This window comes from Photorhabdus laumondii subsp. laumondii (assembly GCF_003343245.1).
Classification (GTDB): Bacteria; Pseudomonadota; Gammaproteobacteria; order Enterobacterales; family Enterobacteriaceae; genus Photorhabdus; species Photorhabdus laumondii.
On the sequence record NZ_CP024901.1, the window covers coordinates 431,977 to 452,926 of the forward strand.

Below are 20,950 nucleotides of genomic sequence, written 5' to 3' on the forward strand. Positions count from 1 at the left end.
TGGTTATAAAGAATATTTATTCATTCTTTTTGGCTTTGGACATCGGCTTTAAGCACCTCTATTTTTTTACTCCCGAAGATCAGAGTCAGTACAAAACCGCTGATATAAGCCACCACTAGCCCGGCAGCATACACTGCCATTCCGACAAAAATGCCATTGTTTGAGGTCATCAGTGGCAGTGCTACTAATCCAGATGGACCAAAAACCGTATTCAACCCAACAGGTAATCCTAAATAAGCTATTAAACCGATAAAGAAACCACCGGCGGCACCGCCTAAACAGGCGGTGATAAAGGGTTTAATCCGTGGAAGTGTGACTCCGTAAATCAACGGCTCACCGATGCCGAGCAAGCCTGGAATAATCGCGCCTTTTATCTGCGTGCGCAGCAGCGAGTCTTTTTTCGCTTTGACATACAGTGCCAGCGCTGCACCAACCTGCCCGCCGCCTGCCATTGCAAGAATTGGGAACAGAGAATTAAAGCCTTGAGCCTCCATGAGTGCGAAATAGACGGGAACAAACCCTTGATGAACACCAAACATAACAGCGAGTAAAAATAGCCCAGCCAATATCGCCGTGCCAAAAGGATTGCCGTTAAGGTGAAGGAATAACCATGACATGCCGCTAAATAGATAACTCCCCAGCGGCATGATAAAGATAAAGGCAATGGCTCCCATGATTAGCAGAGTAATAGCCGAAGTGAGGATCATATCCAGATTGTCTGGAATGATCTTACGAACTTGTCGTTCTACCCATGCTCCCAGAATAGCGGCAATAAGAACGCCGATAATATTGCCGCGTGGATCGATGCTATAACCAAAGAAAGTAGAAATACCGGAATAAAAACCGCTGGTGGCATCCGGGTTATAACTGAGTACAAACAGAGAAGCAATAATGGCACCGTTTATTCCCGAACCACCAAATGCTTTTTGCGCGTTATAACCGATCAGAATACTCAGAAAACTGAACATACCTTTACTGAAAACTTTCATATAGCCGATGATTTCAACCAAAATGGTATTAGGGTGTTCAACGCCCTGAATAGTTATCTGTTCAAGTAAAGTAGCAAAGCCGAGAAGCAGACCAACGGCAATAAAACCGGGGATCAGTGGGGTAAAAATGGTAGCGAATTTGGTCAGGAATTTGTGTACCGCACTGACTTGTTTCTCTTTAAGTTGCTTTTTATTAGCAGAAGCAATATTGGCTAAATGAGTGTCGCTTGGTTTCGATTGTGCTGTAGGAGTAGAAGAATTTAGCAATTCATTCATTATCTCAGCCGCCGCTTGGGCTTTTCCTGGCCCAAGCACAATTTGAAACTGATCGTCGCTCTCAATAATACCTAACACATTGGGGATCTGTTTTAACGCCACTTTATCCACCTGAGTACTGTCACGCAGTGTTAGTCGCAGACGGGTCATACAGTTGCCACATTGCGCCACATTATTTGCATTGCCGATAGCTTTAAGGATCTGGGCAATGACTGACTGGTTAATTTTCGCCATCTTCTTACTCCTTCTCAGCAGAGGAAGTCATTACCGAACGGCTGAGATCGTCGGTCGAATAAAACCGTGATGCTTTTTCAGTAAAGTCTTTGCTTGTTGAGCATTGATGCCAGCCAGAATCATCACAATGGCGGTTTTACAATGTCCATCACATTCAGCCAGTGCCTGCTCAGCTTGTTCACGATTACATTCGGTGGCGGCGATAACGATATTTTTCTGCCTTTCAACCAGCTTGGCATTGGTCGCTTCTACGTCCACCATCAGGTTGCTATAAACTTTACCTGTACGGATCATGGCACCGGTGGTCAGCATATTCAGAATGAGCTTTTGTGCTGTACCGGCTTTCATACGTGATGAACCTGTGACAATTTCTGGCCCAACTATCGGTGCAATAGCAATATCGGCGGCTTGTGTCATCGGGCTTTCCGGGTTGCAGCTAATACAGGCAACGGTCGCACCAACGGATTTCGCATACGTCATGGCACCCAAGACATAAGGTGTACGACCACTGGCGGCAATGCCAACCAATACATCTTTTGAGTTAAAGTGTAGCGCTTGAAGATCATTTGCGCCTAGTTGTTGGTTATCTTCTGCATTCTCAACCGCATGTAGAATGGCTTGATGCCCGCCGGCAATTAATCCAACCACTTGTTCCGGTTTGGTACCATAAGTGGGAGGACACTCACTGGCATCCAAAATCCCTAATCGGCCCGATGTACCGGCACCGATATAAATTAAACGACCTCCTTGACGAAATGCTTCGGCAATTTTGTCTACTGTTTCAGCGATTTTTGGCAAAGTTTGTTCTACAGCCAATGCGACTTTTTTATCTTCGTCATTAATTAGTTTTAACATTTCAAGGGTTGGCAAAGTATCAATGTTGGCACTGGCTGGATTACGACTTTCGGTAACCATATTGTTGAGATTGATTTTCATATTGTTTTCCTAAGGGAATATTCTGGAATTGATGATATACCCGTTATCCTTCAAGTTGCCTCTTTGTTGGCTGCACTCGCTCACCCCGGTCACATAGTTATCTATGCTCCCAGGGATTCACTCCCTTGCCGCCGCGATGCATCTTGAAATCCATAGGGTATAAAAAATCATTTATTCTTAAAATGTGATTATTATCACGGTGTTAATTATTTAAAATGTGTTGAGGATTAAGAATCTTTATATTCATAATAGTGATTCAATCAGTTAAAGCTGGCTTATTAATAAATTCTATCATCCCATATACTATAGGCAGATGTGCCGGCGGTTATGTGATTCCAGGATATGGATCTATATTTGAGAAAGACTTTTTCGTACGGCATCATTTCATTATCATTTATTGAATGCGGGTAGACGCAAGAAATGTCAACAACACTCGCTTCTGTTAATTTGACCTCATAGAAAAGTTCTAACTGCCCAGCGAAATTTGTTCTGTAAAAGAAGAAAATCGCATTCACTAGTTCATTTGAAGATATTGCGGATGCTAACAGCGGCGATGATTTATCGATTGGCTTGATAAATTGTACCGGGTGATGATCGACATTCTTTTGGCGAGTTATCGTGTGATTCAAATGCAATACCTGTATTTGATCTTCGTGCCCCTGTTGGTATCGGTTTCCTATTGAGTCTAGCGTTGAACAACCGGCAGAAATTAAACCTTGTTTCTTACCATTTAAAGATAAATAAATTATATGTGACATAAGTAATTACCAGACAAACTCTTTATTTAAATTACCTAAGACTGTATGTCTAGGCGGTGAAGGTACGACCTTAACACCAAAATATAAAAAAATTAACAGTTCAATATTGAATTTCTTTCTTAAAGGATAGAAACAGTATTTAATAGAGTTTGGAATTTTTTGCTCAATAATGTATTTATTACTTTTATCCTTAAACATCAGGCATTATTTTGTATTACTATACAGTAACTTAACTGTAGGCGTTCTGCGTTTGTTTAACATTTTGCTATTATATAGTCGACATGACTATTTTTTATGTAATATAGTGCTATCTTCGAATTCTTAATTGCTAATGGGGTTAGCCGTATGAACGATAGAGATAGGCAACAGTTATTACAACAGCTCACTGACGTATTAGTGAATAGCCCGTTAATTCCAGAAGAAAAATTGGCAATGATGATGATGCAGTGTTTTGAGTTATTGTTGTCAACTCAAGCCAGTGCGATCGACATGAAGATTTCAGATGGCCGTGTTCTTTCTCTCAAATTGGAAACTCCGGCGGTTAGACACTAATGTGATAATTATTGGTTTTAAGAAATGTGGAAAGGGTTTCACGATGACATATAAAAAATACAACCCCTCGCTGGAGGGCTATATGGGGGATTTCCTGAGAGGTCATGTTGGGGCTAACCAATTAAAACCTCAGCATGAATTCTTTGATGCCATTGGTCTCGAAAAGCAGTTAAGAGAGAATACAACCTATATTGCGCTGCTATCGTTAGATGAAGCGAAAGATGTGCTAGAAGATATTGACTCGCCAAAACCCAAAAGTCCATTTATAAAGAAAATATTTGAGATTACCGATCCCATATCACCCTATGCAGGTAACATTCATGATTCTTTTGATCTCTTTAATGTTATAGGGGAATTTAAAAGATTAGGGATTAAAGCAACAGAGTATGTGGGTAAGGATGGAAACAGATATATTAAAATATCAGGTTATGCGGGAGTTAGAAAGATCATCACTGCTTCAAGATACAAAGCTTCTAATATGAAGGTGATATCTATGGGGATTGGGCAGAAAGGATTAAATAGCGGCATAGTTAAAGGAATGAAGTTTAGTATATTCTTTTCTGCGGCTTATCGAACGGTTGAACTTATGTTTAAGGATGAATACACTCTGGCTGATTTTCTAGGTAATATTGCGGTAGATCTGGCTAAGACAGTAATAACAGCCTTTGTTTCTTGGACTATTGGGTCTTTGATGTTAGTTACATCTATTGCTGGTGCCAGTGTAGTTGGTGTTGCTATTATTGTGTTTTTTGTAGGTGTCGGTGTTACTGTTGCACTTGATTCTATAGATAAGAAATATAAAATTAGTGAAGCTGTTATTAATTTAATTAAAAAAGAAATGGAGAGAAAACCAAGAACTCCAGAAACTGGTCTCAATCAAATTTTTTATAATTGGGGGAGATATGTTAAATAATAAAATAATACGTATTATTTGCGCAATTTTAATATTAGCTTTAATGTCGTTTTCTATGTTTATAGTAAGTGAATATTTGATTTCGTTGGTTTTAATGGAGGATAAAATAACATTTTCAAGCAGTGTTTTTATGACATTTTTTTCTTTTCCTTTGGTTTTATATTATATAGTTTTTATTGTTTTTGTTAATGTGGTTGGTCGTTATCCAAAACATCATGATAGCTTTAACAAATATCTTTGTTTGATAGCTCTTGTTTCAATTGTTTTAAGTTTCCCCATATCTTTCTATGTGCATTATAAGTTAAAAAGTGATGGCTATTTAGTATGTCCAAGAATATCCTGGTCGTCGCCGAATACTTATGTGAAAGATATGAAGCTATGTGATTGATATGGTTGTATTTGATTTTTTTATAACTAGGGGTATTATGAGAAAAAAAACTATACATATCATCGTTGCCATTGCTATTTTTCTTTTAGCTTTATCTACTTTCTTCTTGACAGGGGAAAATATAATTTCTTTAATTGAAATGGATGAACAAATAACATTCTCAGGTGGTGTTGTTATAATATTTTTTTCTGCTCCTTTGATTTTATATTATATGGTTGCAGTTATTTTTGTCAGTATAACTGGTCGTCCTCCAAAACATCATGATGGTTTTGTTAACTGTTTTGGGACGATAGCTATTATTTCATTTTTTTTAGGCTTCCCTACATCTTTGTATGTGCATTATAAGTTAAAAAGTGATGACTATTTGGTATGTCCAAGAATATCCTGGTCGTCGCCGAATACTTATGTGAAAGATATTAAACTATGTGATTGATATTGTTGTTTTTGACTTCAATTAATTCCTTAAGAACTGGGGGAATTATGGAAAATAAAAAAAAGATTATACATATCACCGTTGCTGCTGCTACTTTTGTTTTAGTATCACTAGGGTTCTTTTTGACAGGAGAAAATCTGGTTTCTTTAGTTAATATGGATGAGAAAATAACATTCTCAAGTAGTGTTATTATTATGTTATTTTTTTCTCCTTTGATTTGGTATTGTATGGTTTCTATTATTCTTTCTAATATAACAAACCGTTGCCCAAAGTACCATGATAGTTTCATAAAATACTTTGGTTCGATAGCCATTATTTCACTTTTTTTAAGTTTTCCTACATCTTTGTATGTGAATTATAAACTGAGAAGTGAGAATTATTTAATATGCCAAAAGATATCTTTGACGTCGCCGAATACCTATGTAAAAGATATGAAGCTATGTGATTGATATTAGTCTTATTGGTGGATGGAGGAGAGGTTTTATTTAAAAGTGAGAATTAATAGTTATATTTTCAGAATGATGCTTACCTGCTATATTTCGCTATCCTATATAGTAGGAAATACATGTCATTAGGTGTATAGGAATTACTATAGGGAAAACAGCTAAAAATCGGGAAATTTCTTATCTTCTAACGAATTTAATTTAAGTGAATTACTTACCCATTTATCTTAGAGGGTAAGAAGGAATTATGGTATTAATAAAATCTATATTTATATTGATAACATTTTTATAATAAATTAATTGATCATCTTATAATTGTTGTTTAATCTCTATTTAATTAATTTCAGTTAAGTCTAAATAATTTAGTTCATTATTGAAATAATAACGTAAGAAAGTATGAAAGATAAACCTGAATGGTGGAGATATGGATATACGCAATCTCAAAGCTTTTATCGTGTTAGCTGAAACACTTAATTATCATAAGGCTTCTCAAATACTACATATTTCTCAACCTGCACTGACTAAGAAAGTTAATGCACTGGAAGCGGAATTTGGGGCTCTTTTGTTTTCCAGAGGACCAGGTGGTACCAGATTGACTGATTTTGGACAAAAAACCTTTGAGAATGCTCAGAAATTACTGGGTCATTTTGAGCAATTTCAGATTCAGGTTAATCATGATTTGCAAGATGATGCGCCACATTACCTTTATGTTAGCTCTTGTTTTCCTATTTATGATTCTGGAAAAATGGAAGAGCGGATTTTTCTAGGTAGGAAGGAAAAAGCTGTGCTGGTGCTAATTACTGGTCTGACATTTGAGCAGCAAATGAATCTATTAAACTCTGGTTTATTACATATCGCCATTGTTCCTCTACCATTGACTTCATCACTTATGCCTAGAAAGATTTTTACTGAAAAACTCGTTTACCTTTTTAAAAAAGGGAGTGATTGGTTTCGGCATTTTACAGAATTAAGTGCTGAAATGGCATCGTTGTATCAGCTTATTGACATGGATGAGAATGATATCCCAATTGATTTTATTGATGGTATTAACGCATTTTCTATTTATGATAATAGTATGAATTTAATGTTAAAAACGAATGATATTATGGTAATGATTGAACTAATAATTAAACGTAATGGTTTTTCATTAATTCCGGAAAAAGTTATTCGCTCAATTCCATCACAATATTTGGATTTATTAGAAGTGTTAAAAACCGATATGGAGATTGATTTTGGTATCTTATGGAGTCCAATTATCAATTATGAATTGATAAATGAAACGGAGTTATTCTCTTCACTGATTGATAATGTGTAAAAGAGGCAGATTGAAAGATAACGGGTATATTGTAATGTAGAAGAGGGGAATGTTTTTATTAATTATCTAACCTCTGGTTAAATAATAATGATTTTGTTGTGCCTGATAAATCTATCATTATTATGAGGGTAAATCAGGTGAATATGAGATTGATGATGCCCTGGGTAAATCCAAGGCATAAGGATGTCAAAATGGTTTATTTTTACTGGGGTTTAATCCCTTTCAGGTGATAGACCAAGACCGTAAACGGGGTTACCCCTTTCGGCATCGGTAAGTTGCCATACACGACCTTAGCTAAAGCATAGGCATCAACTTCGGCCTCTTCACCCAACAATGGAAGCGCCTCACGCACTACGGCGGGTATATCATCGTCAGCGGTAAGTGTCAGTGTCGGAATAGCGCTTAAAGTGGCACCATCAACAATCTGCTCAGACAAAGCTAGTGAAACCGGTGCATCCTGATCCTTAATAGGGTGACCTTTCTTGACCACAAAGTACACCAAGCCATTGACTTTCTTTGCTGGCTTGCGTCCGGCAGTTTTCTTCGCAATCAGTGCTTCTCCCATCTTAACCTTGGCATTTACCTGTTTTTGTAATTGCTCCGCAAAGGTCAGGTAATATTTATCCATATCACTGCGTTTAAGCTGCATGCGATTGCGTAATCCATCAGTTAATCCGGCAGTCACTCGAACAGGATCCAGAGATAACCCACTTTCTGCATAACTCGCCAGTGTCTCTTTTAGCCCCGAGGCCATCGCTTGGCCCACGACATAGTCACGCTTACGGTTATCGCTATCGAGCGGTACACTCACGGATTTACTGGCTTTTACCGCTCGATCATTGGCTTGCACTAGTTGATAACGAGTAGAAACCAATGCCGTCTCTAACTGCTCTCGAACAATGTCAGCTTCTCTGAACTGTTTACGCACGGCCTCTAACTGCGTTTGTGCTTCTTTGAACTGATGCTGCGTAGCTGTCAGTAGGGTCTGATGGTCACTTAACTGTTTTTGTAATGTATCCTTTTGCTTCTGCATTTCTATCCTGACTGATTGGTGGTCAGATAGCTGCTTACGGCTCTTCTCTAGTTCAGTCTGGGAAGACTTCAACTCGGCGATACTATCGGTCAGTTGTCTCTTAAGCTTACGATTCTCTGCACGCAATACTTTACGGGCTGCTGCTTCGCTACCACCGGACGAGGCCCCCATACCAACAAGAATGGATGTTCCAACCGCATGCTTTGATGCACTTCTGTTTGAAGATGACTCACCAGATTTGGACTGTTGCGCCATTAGGGTACTCAGACCATAATCAGAATTACTGGCGCTTTCCATCAAGCTATCCACCGAGGGCGTACCGCCAGGAGGTGTATAGTTTCCACTTTCTGCTGCACTTACAATATCAACCGTTCCCAAAAAACCAATTAATAACCAGGCACAGCGATGAAGATGCATTCGTATACAGCTCATTGTGCATCTACCTGATTAATTAATGCCAATGATAAGTCGTTTTTTATACGATAACACAAACTGGTAAGAGCATACTGATACTTAGGACGTACTAAATCATTGATATCCTCACTGATCCCGTTAGCCACCGCCAAATATTGACTACCCGTACGGGCAATGCGATCAAATTCGGCTTTGTAGCGTGTGTATTTAGTGCCGCTGAACTGCTTCAATGCCTCCAACTCGCGAGTACATTGTGCCAATTTACCGGAATTGTTGTCAGCAGAGGGCTGCACATTTCCGGTAAAACGACAATCACCGCCTCCAGATTCAGGGGGTAATGAAGAATGAACCAATGTCTTAGTGGTTGACGATGCTTTTATTTTACTTGATGTCGGCACTCTCTTTGGTGTGAGCTCTTGAGCACATCCTGTTAAAAGAAATGCGGCTGCTAATAGTAGGTAGAAATAACAACCATAAGGTACAATGCAGCGCCTTGTTATTTTCCAAACCTGCAACATCACACATATATGTTTAAGAACAAACAAGTTATTCACCTTATTACTCCCCAGCATCATTAGCATCAAAACTAATTAAAAGTCATAATCACAATAACATCTCCCGAATAGGCACCTGCATCAACTTTACCCAATGATTGAAGTCTGGATGAAAAGGAAAATGAATAGAGATTATTTCCACTTACCGTTATTGGAACACCATTCCAAGCATTTGAGCCATTGATATCCACATCGGAGTAAAGTGTTTTTTTAGGATTTAAATAAATAAACTTTTCACCCGTTGAGGATTTTGTATATAAAGTCAGGTTAGCTGGCAATGTGCACTGCACATTTCCTGTTATCGTTTTCTTATTCCCGTTGAGATTTTCCACCCCCAAATCACCATGATCAATAACAGGTGGCAAAAAAATATTGCAAGATTGATTAGTTGGTGGCAACCGACCACAAGTACTACCCGGCCACAGCTCCGCATCTGAAAATCCTAAAGTAGGTTGGTGTCTAATAAAAAACAATCCTATACACGTCGCATCAGTGGATATCAAACGGAAATCTGATCGATATGGCAACGGAAATGTTTTTTTGTAAGCCTCAGCTACCTCTTTCTTAGTCTTCAAGCGAGAGATTTCAATACAATGCTTCCCCTCAATACAACTACCATGCATCCCCGGCAGGCGATATCTATACTTCACATCTGGGCCAACATAACAAACACCAGAACCGTGACATGGATTTGGGTCTGTATCATTTTCATCCCAGGCGATTATTTCTTGAGTTGTACGCGGCGTCCTGTCATTATCTTCGCTCATTCCAATAGGCATAACAAAGGCTCCCGCATTTGCCTCTATAAATGGAACACCTGCCAATGCCATGAAAAAAACAAGATAGAAAAAGCCCCTCATATTCCCTCCATTTCACTCATAGTCCAACATAAACGTCGAAATAGCCGAGAACTTACCAAATACTATTGAGTGATTTCTGATAGCAGAAGGTTCCCCTTGCACGTAGGCTTTAAAGTCCAGCGTGGCATTGCCATTATTTAAACTATATTTTTTAACAGTCTTGTTTATCGAAATAGGTTCTCCAGCCAGAGACTCTATTCCAACCGCTGCCCCTGATGCTTGACTTCCCGGTTGAAAAGCCAAAAGCCCAGGAAGCTCATTATTTTCCTTACCTAGAAATTTTATATTCACCTCCCGAGCTCTTGTCACATCACAGTTTATGAGGTGAATTGAAAACGCTTTACTATGACTACGTTCATTTTGATAAAGGTGTTTTCCGAACACTGTATCGAAGTCCACGGTAATTGCATCATCTCCAGGCTGGATATTACAAGCTTCTCTAAGCACATTAACTTTTATACGAACAATGGATTCAAATTTATCCTTCGCATTACACACTGAGCTTATCGAAAGCAAGAGCAACAACGCTTTAAGAACATGTAATCGGTTACGCCGACACAAGGACGGTATCAGTCCATCTCGATCTGGCTTTAGGATGGTGTTCATACATGCCTCCTTTACTGAGCTACCCCAATTTCAGCAAACATCTCAACCGGGTTTACTACTTTTCACGGTACAAGTGCCACCACTACAACCAAACACTAATTTTGGCCGACCACCGAAATCATTGATGAAAATCAGTACAGGATTGTTACCCATTGCTGACGCACTGCCACCCAACACAGCACTGCCTTTTGGTGGGATCATCATCGGATTAAAACCGGATACCGCTGTTCCATTTAGGCTGGACGATGCTGATGCGATGGTCACGTAGTATGGCGTCGGATTGTTCACTACATAGCGATCCCCTTGTCGAGTCATCGTCAACTTCTCCTGATAAGGATTTTCGTAGTCCGTGCGGCCAACAGTAATAGCCTTTGGCCGATAAAACAGTTTGATACGTGTTTGCAGCGCAATCTGCAATGTGTTGGGTTTGTTGGACTTTGGCGGAATTTCCCGGAGGTTGAAATAGAACAGCGTCTCTTTATCCTGAGACAACATGTTGATGCCCTGAGTGACTTGCAACTTCACTTGGCTTTTGGCTCCCGGCTCTACTCTTTGAAGTGGCGGTAGTGCAGTCAGTGGAGTGTTAATCTTGTTGCCATGCTCGTCCTCAATCCAAGCCTGCGCAAGATAGGGCAACTCTTTATTCTGGTTACTGATACTAAGGCTCATTGATCTATCTTCCCCATTAAACACCGCGCGGGTGCGATCGAGGGCAATAGCTGCATTAGCTTGCTGAACAGCCAGAATACCGGCCAACATGACAGCAGAAGCCGCCGCGTTTTTTTTCATTGTCATACTCATGCGGTTGTACTTATCTTTAGGCAACATTTCCATTCATCCACCCCATACTTTTATTAATCTTCTGGAAAGAACCACCACCCTTGGCTGGAATCGAGTGCGAATGCGCAAATATGGTTGATATCACGGCTATACCCGTCATCTTTCAAGTTGCCTCTTTGTTGGCTGCACTCACTCACCCCGGTCACATAGTTATCTATGCTCCCAGGGATTCGCTCCCTTGCCGTCGCGATGCATCTTGAAATCCATAGGGTATAAATCTAATCTCGCAGCACATACTTACGCGGCTTACGGTTCTCCACACCTGAATTACCCATCCAGTTTGTCTTAACTCACCTGCCATTTTCGCCGCCGATCCTCGCTACGTTACCTGTGTTGGCTGGTGTAACAACTGTCTCTACAGCGTCACTACCATCATTCCCTTTAACACGCCGACAAGGTAACAACAGATTATTCATCAAGTTGGCTAGAAGAGATTGCGGTAATGTGATGAGACACTGTATGCGACCATCCCAATGCACACTCATGTTCTCGCCTGGATTAATGCCGGTTAACCACACACTTCCTTCATCATTCACGATGCCAGTTTGCATTTCACGTTCGTTCATCACGATAGCGCCGAATGGAGGAGCCGTACCGTCTGTCAATTTAATAATGGCCATCGCCTTCTCGCCGGCGATCATCCCAAACTTGCGATAACCAATAGCGCCTTCCGTTAGCGTGCCTTGTACCACCGAGCGAGTTGCATCCACGTTATCCGCCAGTTGGTTCACGTCCACATTAACGCTGCTGCGGTAGTAACTGTTGATATCACTCACCACCGCTTTACCAAAAATGTTGGTATGGGTCACACTGCCATAACCGCGTATTGGTACACCACCAATCCCATCAGCGTCGATCATCATGCGTGTTCCCCCTATCATGTTGATACGGTGTAGCGCAGCGCCATCTGCCGTTGCCGTCATTCCCCCCTGAAGTGACAGCCCCATAGCGCTATATTCACTTCCACGGAAATTGGCATTCGCTGTCAACTTAGCTATATCCCCCTCATGGGTGAAGTAACCACTGCCAATACTACGCCCACCCTGACCGTTACCGACATTAATCCGATATGCATTGTTGTCATCGATACGGTCATAGTAGCCCACAGTATTACTACTATTACGGCTAAGCTGACCGTCATAGGTTATTGTGCTATTTTCACCCCACGGTACAGCCATACTCAGATACAAACCGTCATCATTAGTGCCGTTGTACTGAGTCCGATATGCCGTTAGGCTCAGGCTGATGTTTTTAAAGCGTCCAATGTCGAAATAACGTGATAGTGACAGGTTATAAGTATCGTTGTTCGGACGGTCCCAATAGGTCTGATGGCCGTAGTTCAGATAAACACTAAGCCCCAATTCCTTAAACTGCTTGTTAAACGTGATGGTATAGAACTCTTTACCTCTGCCATTATTGACACCGTAATAACGCGCCTCTAAATACTGTGACATGCTCATGAAGTTACGTTCTGAGAAACGGTAACCTGCAAATGTTATCTGGCTGTCGTATTCGTCAAAGCGTTTAGAATAGCTAACCCGATACGAACCTCCATGTTTGGTGTCATCATGCAGAAGCTGAGCTCGCGACTGCGTTATATCAAATGACAATGCACCAAACGCCAGCAAGTCACGGCCGATACCGATAGCCAGAGCGTTATAGCCCCTAGCCAGCAAAGCGCCTCCGTACAGCGACCAACCGTTGTTCACCCCCCAAGAGAATTCTCCGGTTGCAAAGCCCGGCCCTTTACTGCGATGCTTAATATCTGATGGCTTACCGGCGGCAATTTTGTAACGAACCATACCCGGACGTGTCAGATAGGGGACATTAGCGGTATTCACCTGAAAGGTCTGTACGCTGCCATCCTGCTCCTGTACCTTCACATCCAGCTTGCCATTCACCGCAGTATTCAGATCCTGAATACTGAAAGGGCCTGCTGCCACCTGAGTTTCATAAATCACACGCCCTTGCTGACTGATGGTCACCTTGGCGTTAGTCTTCGCCACCCCTGTCACTTCCGGCGCATAACCGCGCAGGTTCGGTGGCAGCATGTTGTCGTCCGATATCAGACTGGCTCCGATGTAACGGAAACTGTCAAACATCCCAGAGTTGAGGTAGTCTTCCGCCAACGTCAGCTTGGCACGCAGAGCGGCTATCACACGGTAGGCGTAATAGCGGCTCCACTCCCAGCTTTGCTGGGCACTTCCTACCTGTCCCGTAGTATGGCTGTACTGCACTTGCCAATCAGCCCGCAGACGCCAAGGTCCCAAGTTGGCCCCAGCTGTTCCGTTACCACTTAAAGATTGCGCTTGGCTGCCTGCGCCTGACTGATTTGTCACCTGTGCATTGACGCTGTAGTCAAACAACATACCGGAGATCCCATTATCCCAACGTGACGGCGGATCCCAGTTTTCTACGGTATATTCTAAGTAAGCCTGCGGCATGCTGATGTATAGTGCCCCAGCGCCCAAGTCACCTCGAACTTCCATACCTTTCAGAGAAGCTATTTCTAGGCATTGGCCGTTATACCACCAAGTAAGCTGACGGATTGCATCCGCTTTAAGCCCCAGTTGATCAACCATCTTCGGCGTCAGGCACGCTTCACTGCCTTTTGGATCATGATCAGGAGCAATGAACTGCACTGTCTGCTCGGGCAATTCGTTTTTATTCAAGCGTAATACCATCTGGTAGCTACCTTGCATAATGTAGCCAGCATGGGAAAACTGACTTAAGTCAATACGCGCCCGATCCTTGACATCAAGAACATCCGTGTTGAATTCCACCCTATCGGCAGCCTTGACCACCTGCACGCGACAAAGAGCCAACAAGATACACAGTGCCACCGAGCTATCCCTCGCTCCACAAAGTAACGATGGCATGATGGGTCCTTTCATCAGAAATAATCCAGTTTGAAACGTATCATGGTGTGGAGGACCTCGGCGCGTAACACTTGGTGAGCTGTTACCAGACGTAAAGTATAATCCAGCCGCATTGAGCCTATTTGCAGATCCTCTACAGGCATGGGTTTGCCCGGCGCGACTACCGCTCCTGTACTGTCCGATATCTGTAATCCCACACCACTCGCCTCGCCATTTATGCTAAATAGGTCGTTACGAGCAGCCGCACCATCAAAAGTCACTTGAAAGTATGACCTGCTCAGGCGATTCAGTAATACGGGAGCCAACAGGCAATTAATCAACTGTATACTTAAAAGCCGTACCGGCCCGTGACCACTGCGGATAATTTGTCCGACCAAAATAGATGATATGTCGATGGTCTGATCTTGATTGCCCAAAGCAATTGTACAGGGTGTATCAATGATGGAGCCTTGCATGTTGACGCGGCCGTGCTCTTGGTTGATAGCGGTTGCCATAAATGACAATATCAGACTGGTTAGCACTAACAACGTCAGCAGGGAAGGTAACATCTTAGAACAGGTTGGACGGCTAAGAAGAGTCATCTCGCTCTCCAAAATTTGGTTTACCGGCAAATTCATTTCCCTAATCTTGTAGGGACCCCTCTTTCCCGCTGTTTCCCCTGTCAGCCTGAAGGCTAGGCAACCGCGGGAAAGAGAAACAGATAGACTTTCCAACGCACAGAAAGGCTTCTTTCAACACCTTTATTGGTAAGTCAGAGTGAAGTTAGCCACAGCGGTGAAATCACCAGGAACGATAGTCGTAGAAGCCCCGTCACCTTGTAAGAAAGCAGCGAAGCGCATGGTAGAGTCGGAATCATCGGTGATGATTGTGGGTGAGCTCGGTTGTCCTAGTTTGATCAGCTTGGCGTTATCGTTGGTGATACCAATAGCCGCACCAGAGGCCGAACCAACAATTGCCAGTAGGTCCTTATTCACAGCAGAGGGTGTCCCAGAGAAAGTCGCCGTTACAGTCCTCTTTTCCAAGCCGTTAGCATCACAGTCTAGTAAACGGATATTAAAAGGAACCGGGGTGGACTTACCGCCTCCTGCCAGTGCTTTGTTGGAAATCTGCCCCAGTTTCACAGTCTGATCGTCATCACCGGGGTGGATTGAACAAGGCGCATCGATAATAGAACCTTCAAAAGTCACTTTTCCGTGGCCTTGGTTAGTACTTTTAGTTTTGGGGGAAGGCTCGGGGGCCGCATTGACAGAACCTGCTGCTAGGGTTGCACCCAATCCGAGAACCATAACCAATTTATTCAATTTCATGTGAGTTAATTCCTTAACTTAAGGATAAGATACCCATAACCATACAAAAGTAGCAGTGTAGGATTTCAACTCCTACACCAGATATCCAATGCAAAAAGGGTCTTAAAATCTCATATCAACATTTTTTAAAACCAAACAAAATGCACCAAACTGTTTTGTTTAGTTATAAATACTAAAATGTATAATATTTTGGAATTAATATCCAAAAATCGACATTAATTTAAATTTATAAACTTTCCAATTGATTGATCTCTGATCAAGCTCAAACAAACCAACTAATTTTTTATAAAATAATATTGATAAAATATTAAAAGTCATAAAAAGATATTAAAAAAACCATATATTACAAATGGTTAAATGTTGTCAGTCTGGAGAGGTACAATAGTTGACTTAGGTGATAGTTTTGTGTAAAACTATTCACAGTTTGGTGCATTCTGTTTAGTTTTTTGTTGTAAAATAGTTTCTTAATTTTTAATAAAAATTCTACATCCTGATATTTTCTATCAAAAAATCACTGTTCAATGATATATATAATTTTATATTTACATATAAAAAATATTTGTTTCTTTCTTATGATAAATAAATGGAATTTTAGATCAGTAATTCCATAAAATCTCTATTAATTGATATAGTTATTTAGATTAATATTCTCTATCGGTAACTATCTGCCCAAATCTCACAGGAATTATTTTCATGAAGAAACGTAAGTTCTTAACCAGACATGAAATTGATGCGATTTTAGAAAAAGCACGTCAGGGGCGTCATGCTGAGCGGGATTATTGCATGCTACTCATGTGTTTTATTCATGGATTTAGAGTTAGTGAGCTATGTAATCTGACACTATCCGATCTTGATCTTAGCTCGGAAATTATTCACGTAAGGCGATTAAAAGGAGGACTATCAACAACACATCCATTGGTGCCTGAAGAACTTAATGCGTTAAATCAATGGATTAATATCCGTAAGAGCTGGAGAGAATCAGACACATCGTGGGTTTTTTTATCACAAAAATCAGGTGCGATTTCACGCTATCAGGTTTATAGTTTGTTAAAACGTTATGGCAGGCAAGCATTAGTCGATATTTCACCTCATCCACATATGTTAAGACATGCCTGCGGCTATGCTCTTGCTGATTTGGGAAGAGATACACGTCTTATTCAGGATTATCTCGGTCACCGCAATATATCCCACACTGTTATTTACACAGCAAGCAATGTAAAACGGTTCTCCAATATATGGGAAATTCCTTCAAAAGGATTCAGTTAATACCCTCTTTTTATAAAATATGTTGTGATATGAGAAATTTTTTCTCTTATTACAAAAAATGTCATCTGATGATAAGAAATCCTCATTAATGTTGAGCTAATGAGGATTTTTCATTATTCAATGATAATTATGAATATCATTGAATGCTGATTTTTTGATTTATTAGGGGGTAATACATGACGTTATTAAATAACAATGTGAATTTTAACTGATATCCAAGGATTAATTGAAATTATCTTGAATTTTTGACTCAATGACAGATTCACTTATCGAAAAATAAAGCGGATTGTTTTTTCCGCTTTATTTTTTATTGAATGATAATTTGTAAAATCATTTATCCTTCAAACTCTTGTGTTATTTTTTCAAGCTGTTCTTGAATTTCCATCCATGCTAATTCAATTTCTTCCAATTTTAATTTGGTCTGATTTTGTTTTTGCAGATATTCAGTTAATTCGACTTTACGGCTGCTATCATAGATAGCGCTGTCTAAAAGTTGATTTTCGAGTGCAACCAATTCGCCACCCAGTTTCTCCATCTGTTTTTCAAAATTAGCCAGTTGCTTACGCAAGGGTTGCGTTTGGTTACGGAAGTCAGCTTGACGCCGTTTTTGATCTTTTCTTTCCTGAGCACTTTGGCTGGATGTCTCTTTTTCCTTATCGTTGTTTTCACGTATTTGCTGATTTTGTTGACGTTGTTGATCTATCAGCCATTGTTGATAATCTTCTAAATCGCCGTTGAATGATTCTACCCGGCCATCATGAACCAGATACAACTCATCGGTTGTTGAACGTAATAGATGTCGGTCGTGAGAAACCACAACCAATGCACCGTCAAAGTCGATCAAAGCTTCTGTCAGTGCCTGACGCATATCCAGGTCGAGGTGGTTCGTTGGTTCATCGAGTAACAGGAGGTTAGGGCGTTGCCAGACCATCAATGCCAAAACCAAACGTGCTTTTTCTCCCCCGGAAAAACGCCCACTTGGGTCAGTCACTTGATCACCTTTGAAACCAAAGCCGCCCAGATAATCTCTAAGTTGTTGTTCTGTTTCCTGTTGCGCAATGCGGACTAAATGCTGTAATGGTGATTCATCAGCACGTAAATATTCCAGTTGATGCTGGGCGAAATATCCCAGTTTAATCCCTTTAGCTAATTCTACCGTTCCACTCTGAGATTGCAGTTCGCCAGCCAGTAGTTTAATTAACGTGGATTTACCCGCACCATTACGGCCAAGCAGGCCAATGCGGGAGCCGGGAACCAGATTCAGTTTGATGGAATTTAAAACGGTCCGTTCGCCATAGCCTGCGCTGACTTTTTCCATTTTCAGGAGTGGGTTTGGCAGACTTTCCGGTTTACGGAAACTGAAATGAAATGGGTTATCAACATGGGCAGGAGCGATTAATTCCATCCGCTCTAACATCTTGATACGGCTCTGAGCTTGTTTGGCTTTGCTGGCCTTGGCACGGAAACGGTCAATATAACTTTGCAGATGGGCAACTTTCTCTTGCTGACTTTTATAAAGGGCCTGTTGTTGCGCCAGTTTGGTGGCGCGCTGGCGTTCGAAAGATGAGTAGTTGCCACTGTACTCAAATAGGGATTGTTGTTCTATATGGAGGATCTTATCGGCAATCGGGTCAAGAAAATCCCGATCATGGGAGATAAGGATTAATGTTCCGGGGTAGCTTTTCAGCCATTTTTCCAACCAGATAACCGCATCCAGATCAAGATGGTTAGTCGGTTCATCAAGCAACAGTAAATCAGAACGGCAGAGTAGTGCCTGAGCCAGATTGAGGCGCATGCGCCATCCGCCGGAAAATGCACGTACAGGTTGATCAAGTTGCTCTTGAGAGAAACCTAAACCGTGCAGTAGACTTGATGCTCTTGAACGGATCGTCCAGGCTTGAATCGTGTCTAATTGACCATGCAGATGAGCAATCAGATTACCTTCATTTTTTTCATTGGCTATCCGCAGTTGTTGTTCCAGTTGACGGAATTCACGATCACCATCAATGACATATTCCAGAGCGGGTATTTCCAGTGCTGGCGTTTCCTGATTCACCCAAGAAAGTGCCCAGTTACTGGGAAAAGTGAATGTGCCTGTTTCAGCCTGAAGCTCATTTTTTAATAGTGCAAGTAGGGTAGATTTACCACAGCCATTTTTCCCTACCAGACCAACTTTCTGCCCGGGATTGATAGTGGCGCTGGCATTGTCCAGCAGAACACGAGTTCCGCGACGAATTTGTAATGAAGAGAAAACAATCATAAGTATCGTTTGTATAGAATATGTTAAATTAGCAATAACAGATAGTAAGCGTTTTATTTTATAACGTTCGTATGCATGGTAACGGAAAATACGTGTTCTGACACGTTCTTGAGGAGGGAACGATGTTACAGCCGCCTAAAGTCCTGCTGCTGTATTGATGTGGCTCACATATCTCGTATAAAAGAGGCACGACGGGAACTGGAAGAGCTATTCGAACGAGAAATGCTGAGTGAACGTCGTCAACCGGATGGTTGGAATGAGTATGAATACATGAATAATAGCGGAGCAAATCATGTCAGTAAGCCGTAAGAGATTTATTGCCGGTGCTGTCTGTCCAGAATGTCACTCTCAGGACACGCTGGCAATGTGGCAAGAAGATCAGGTGGATGTGGTGGAATGTGTCCATTGTGGTCACCAACAACGCCAGACTGATGAGAAAGTGAGCTCTCATGTCAGAAAGCAGGAGCAGGTTATTGGTATTTTTACCCCACAGTAATTATGTGAATATTAGCGCGAGTGAGTACAGAGACTGAAAATTCCGCTACAATTGGTAAAAATTTTTAGACCCACGGGTAGGAGATGTCATGAAAGTAGCAAAAGACTTGGTAGTCAGCCTGGCTTATCAAGTAAGAACGGAAGATGGTGTTTTAGTTGATGAGTCACCGGCGAGTGCGCCGTTGGACTATCTGCATGGCCGTGGTTCACTGATCAGCGGTTTGGAAAAGGCGCTAGAAGGCCGTGAGGCGGGTGAGAGTTTTGATGTCAGCGTACAGGCTGATGATGCCTATGGTCAGTATGATGACAATCTGGTTCAGCGTGTGCCAAAAGATGTCTTTGTTGGTGTTGATGAACTGGAAGTTGGCATGCGTTTCCTGGCTGATACCGATATGGGGCCAGTACCCGTAGAAATTACAGCAGTTGAAGGTGAGCATGTTGTGGTTGATGGTAACCATATGCTGGCGGGTCAGAATCTGAAATTCAATGTTGAAGTCATTGCCATTCGTGAAGCGACCGAAGAAGAGCTGGCTCATGGCCATGTTCATGGTGCTCATGGTCACGAACATGGTGAGGGGTGCTGTGGTGGTCACGGCGATGACGACAGTCATCATCACCATAATGAAGGACACGGATGCTGCGGTGGCGGTGGTTGCCACTGATAAGCTGAAGCGGATAGTGGGCTTTTAATATTTAAAAAAAGCGGGGCAAGTTTGGAATAGTTAGTTTCAGCGCTTGCCCTAATTTATTGTAATTTAATGTCTTTTCTAGTAATGAGGCGGAGGTGTTTCCTCAGATTGTGAAGCGATCATTGAGGGTTGAGTGGCTTTCAATCGTTCTGTCATCAACCGCAAATGCTCTCTTAATTTAGTGATCTCCATTTGCTGTTCAGTCACTACCTGATTTAATTCTTCGATAGTTCTTTCTTGAAAGGCCATTCGACTTTCCAAACACTCAAGCCGTTGCTCAAATTTTGACAGATCCATGATTTTCTCCCGTTTCAGGTCCTGTATTGCCTGTGTTAGATGCCTCATATTAATTAAGAGTAGCCTACTATGCCCAGAATATTCTGTGAAATGCGGTTGTTATGAAACCTCTAGTCATTTATGTTGTCCTAATAAGTTTGGGGCACTAAAAAACGGCAAATATTGTGTTGTGCTCCTGTAGACGGTTATAGTGACTTGATTGCATAACTTTTG

General features: G+C 41.5%; 24 protein-coding genes. 10 read left to right on the plus strand and 14 right to left on the minus strand.

The window, feature by feature from the left end; all coding sequences use genetic code 11:
• Positions 1 to 20: 20 nt before the first annotated feature.
• The 3 genes from murP to PluTT01m_RS02055 form a co-directional block, all read right to left on the minus strand.
• Positions 21 to 1,499, minus strand: a complete 1,479-nt coding sequence (gene murP, locus PluTT01m_RS02045) for a PTS N-acetylmuramic acid transporter subunit IIBC (RefSeq protein WP_011144788.1) — start codon at positions 1,497 to 1,499, stop codon at positions 21 to 23.
• A 30-nt stretch (positions 1,500 to 1,529) separates the two neighbouring features.
• Positions 1,530 to 2,435 carry an N-acetylmuramic acid 6-phosphate etherase gene (gene murQ, locus PluTT01m_RS02050; RefSeq protein WP_011144789.1) on the minus strand — a complete coding sequence of 302 codons (906 nt, stop codon included), beginning with the start codon at positions 2,433 to 2,435 and terminating at the stop codon, positions 1,530 to 1,532.
• 278 nt (positions 2,436 to 2,713) lie between these two features.
• Positions 2,714 to 3,193 (minus strand): Hcp family type VI secretion system effector, encoded by a 480-nt coding sequence (locus PluTT01m_RS02055; protein ID WP_011144790.1) that lies wholly within the window; start codon positions 3,191 to 3,193, stop codon positions 2,714 to 2,716.
• Positions 3,194 to 3,538: 345 nt separating this feature from the next.
• Between PluTT01m_RS02055 and PluTT01m_RS02060 the strand changes: the two genes are divergently transcribed.
• From PluTT01m_RS02060 to PluTT01m_RS02075, 4 genes are read left to right on the plus strand one after another with little or no spacing between them, the layout of a single operon-like run.
• Positions 3,539 to 3,745 carry a hypothetical protein gene (locus PluTT01m_RS02060; protein ID WP_011144791.1) on the plus strand — a complete coding sequence of 69 codons (207 nt, stop codon included), beginning with the start codon at positions 3,539 to 3,541 and terminating at the stop codon, positions 3,743 to 3,745.
• 43 nt (positions 3,746 to 3,788) lie between these two features.
• Entirely contained in the window at positions 3,789 to 4,658 is an 870-nt protein-coding gene (locus PluTT01m_RS02065) for a hypothetical protein (RefSeq protein ID WP_109791939.1), read from the plus strand.
• Positions 4,648 to 5,046 carry a DUF1240 domain-containing protein gene (locus PluTT01m_RS02070; RefSeq protein WP_011144793.1) on the plus strand — a complete coding sequence of 133 codons (399 nt, stop codon included), beginning with the start codon at positions 4,648 to 4,650 and terminating at the stop codon, positions 5,044 to 5,046. The genes PluTT01m_RS02065 and PluTT01m_RS02070 overlap by 11 nt, the downstream gene beginning before the upstream one ends.
• A 37-nt stretch (positions 5,047 to 5,083) precedes the next feature.
• On the plus strand, positions 5,084 to 5,479 hold the full coding sequence (locus PluTT01m_RS02075) for a DUF1240 domain-containing protein (RefSeq protein WP_011144794.1): 396 nt from the start codon (positions 5,084 to 5,086) through the stop codon (positions 5,477 to 5,479).
• Here PluTT01m_RS02075 and PluTT01m_RS28005 read toward each other — a convergent pair.
• Positions 5,463 to 5,792 carry a hypothetical protein gene (locus PluTT01m_RS28005; protein ID WP_041379886.1) on the minus strand — a complete coding sequence of 110 codons (330 nt, stop codon included), beginning with the start codon at positions 5,790 to 5,792 and terminating at the stop codon, positions 5,463 to 5,465. The two genes, PluTT01m_RS02075 and PluTT01m_RS28005, sit on opposite strands and share 17 nt — an antisense overlap.
• On the opposite strand from PluTT01m_RS28005, the gene PluTT01m_RS28010 reads away from it, so the two are divergent.
• Complete coding sequence (locus PluTT01m_RS28010) at positions 5,674 to 5,928, plus strand: DUF1240 domain-containing protein (RefSeq protein ID WP_324251487.1); 255 nt, start codon at positions 5,674 to 5,676, stop codon at positions 5,926 to 5,928. The two genes, PluTT01m_RS28005 and PluTT01m_RS28010, sit on opposite strands and share 119 nt — an antisense overlap.
• 418 nt (positions 5,929 to 6,346) lie before the next feature.
• Positions 6,347 to 7,237 carry a LysR family transcriptional regulator gene (locus tag PluTT01m_RS02085; protein ID WP_011144796.1) on the plus strand — a complete coding sequence of 297 codons (891 nt, stop codon included), beginning with the start codon at positions 6,347 to 6,349 and terminating at the stop codon, positions 7,235 to 7,237.
• A gap of 202 nt (positions 7,238 to 7,439) precedes the next feature.
• On the opposite strand, the gene PluTT01m_RS02090 is transcribed toward PluTT01m_RS02085, so the two are convergent.
• From PluTT01m_RS02090 to PluTT01m_RS02125, 8 genes are all read right to left on the minus strand, one after another.
• Positions 7,440 to 8,702, minus strand: a complete 1,263-nt coding sequence (locus tag PluTT01m_RS02090) for an FKBP-type peptidyl-prolyl cis-trans isomerase N-terminal domain-containing protein (RefSeq protein ID WP_011144797.1) — start codon at positions 8,700 to 8,702, stop codon at positions 7,440 to 7,442.
• Positions 8,699 to 9,238, minus strand: a complete 540-nt coding sequence (locus PluTT01m_RS02095) for a YuaE family lipoprotein (protein WP_125026202.1) — start codon at positions 9,236 to 9,238, stop codon at positions 8,699 to 8,701. Before PluTT01m_RS02095 ends, PluTT01m_RS02090 begins: the two co-directional genes overlap by 4 nt.
• 32 nt (positions 9,239 to 9,270) lie before the next feature.
• Positions 9,271 to 10,098: an MrpH family fimbial adhesin gene (locus PluTT01m_RS02100; RefSeq protein WP_049789724.1), complete on the minus strand. Its 828-nt coding sequence runs from the start codon at positions 10,096 to 10,098 to the stop codon at positions 9,271 to 9,273.
• A gap of 12 nt (positions 10,099 to 10,110) precedes the next feature.
• Positions 10,111 to 10,704 carry a fimbrial protein gene (locus PluTT01m_RS02105; protein ID WP_011144800.1) on the minus strand — a complete coding sequence of 198 codons (594 nt, stop codon included), beginning with the start codon at positions 10,702 to 10,704 and terminating at the stop codon, positions 10,111 to 10,113.
• Between the two features lie 42 nt (positions 10,705 to 10,746).
• Positions 10,747 to 11,493 (minus strand): fimbria/pilus periplasmic chaperone, encoded by a 747-nt coding sequence (locus PluTT01m_RS02110; protein ID WP_228985296.1) that lies wholly within the window; start codon positions 11,491 to 11,493, stop codon positions 10,747 to 10,749.
• Positions 11,494 to 11,834: 341 nt separating this feature from the next.
• On the minus strand, positions 11,835 to 14,438 hold the full coding sequence (locus PluTT01m_RS02115; RefSeq protein ID WP_228956807.1) for an outer membrane usher protein: 2,604 nt from the start codon (positions 14,436 to 14,438) through the stop codon (positions 11,835 to 11,837).
• Entirely contained in the window at positions 14,438 to 15,004 is a 567-nt protein-coding gene (locus PluTT01m_RS02120; protein WP_049789725.1) for a fimbrial protein, read from the minus strand. Before PluTT01m_RS02120 ends, PluTT01m_RS02115 begins: the two co-directional genes overlap by 1 nt.
• A 159-nt stretch (positions 15,005 to 15,163) precedes the next feature.
• Positions 15,164 to 15,730, minus strand: a complete 567-nt coding sequence (locus tag PluTT01m_RS02125; RefSeq protein ID WP_011144804.1) for a fimbrial protein — start codon at positions 15,728 to 15,730, stop codon at positions 15,164 to 15,166.
• 693 nt (positions 15,731 to 16,423) lie between these two features.
• Here PluTT01m_RS02125 and PluTT01m_RS02130 point away from each other — a divergent pair.
• The gene (locus tag PluTT01m_RS02130) at positions 16,424 to 16,996 is read left to right on the plus strand and encodes a tyrosine-type DNA invertase (RefSeq protein WP_011144805.1); all 573 of its coding nucleotides are present in this window, start codon (positions 16,424 to 16,426) and stop codon (positions 16,994 to 16,996) included.
• Positions 16,997 to 17,330: 334 nt separating this feature from the next.
• Here PluTT01m_RS02130 and PluTT01m_RS02135 read toward each other — a convergent pair whose 3' ends face one another.
• A complete protein-coding gene (locus PluTT01m_RS02135; RefSeq protein ID WP_011144806.1) occupies positions 17,331 to 19,256 on the minus strand; it encodes an ABC transporter ATP-binding protein in 1,926 nt (641 codons plus the stop codon).
• Positions 19,257 to 19,415: 159 nt separating this feature from the next.
• Between PluTT01m_RS02135 and PluTT01m_RS02140 the strand changes: the two genes are divergently transcribed.
• From PluTT01m_RS02140 to slyD, 3 genes are all read left to right on the plus strand, one after another.
• Complete coding sequence (locus PluTT01m_RS02140; RefSeq protein WP_228957132.1) at positions 19,416 to 19,565, plus strand: potassium transporter KefB; 150 nt, start codon at positions 19,416 to 19,418, stop codon at positions 19,563 to 19,565.
• On the plus strand, positions 19,549 to 19,752 hold the full coding sequence (locus PluTT01m_RS02145) for a YheV family putative zinc ribbon protein (protein ID WP_011144807.1): 204 nt from the start codon (positions 19,549 to 19,551) through the stop codon (positions 19,750 to 19,752). The genes PluTT01m_RS02140 and PluTT01m_RS02145 overlap by 17 nt, the downstream gene beginning before the upstream one ends.
• Positions 19,753 to 19,840: 88 nt before the next feature.
• Entirely contained in the window at positions 19,841 to 20,413 is a 573-nt protein-coding gene (slyD, locus tag PluTT01m_RS02150) for a peptidylprolyl isomerase (protein WP_011144808.1), read from the plus strand.
• Between the two features lie 105 nt (positions 20,414 to 20,518).
• Here the strand turns inward: slyD and PluTT01m_RS02155 are convergent, their stop codons facing one another.
• A complete protein-coding gene (locus PluTT01m_RS02155; protein WP_011144809.1) occupies positions 20,519 to 20,737 on the minus strand; it encodes a protein SlyX in 219 nt (72 codons plus the stop codon).
• Positions 20,738 to 20,950 lie beyond the last annotated feature (213 nt).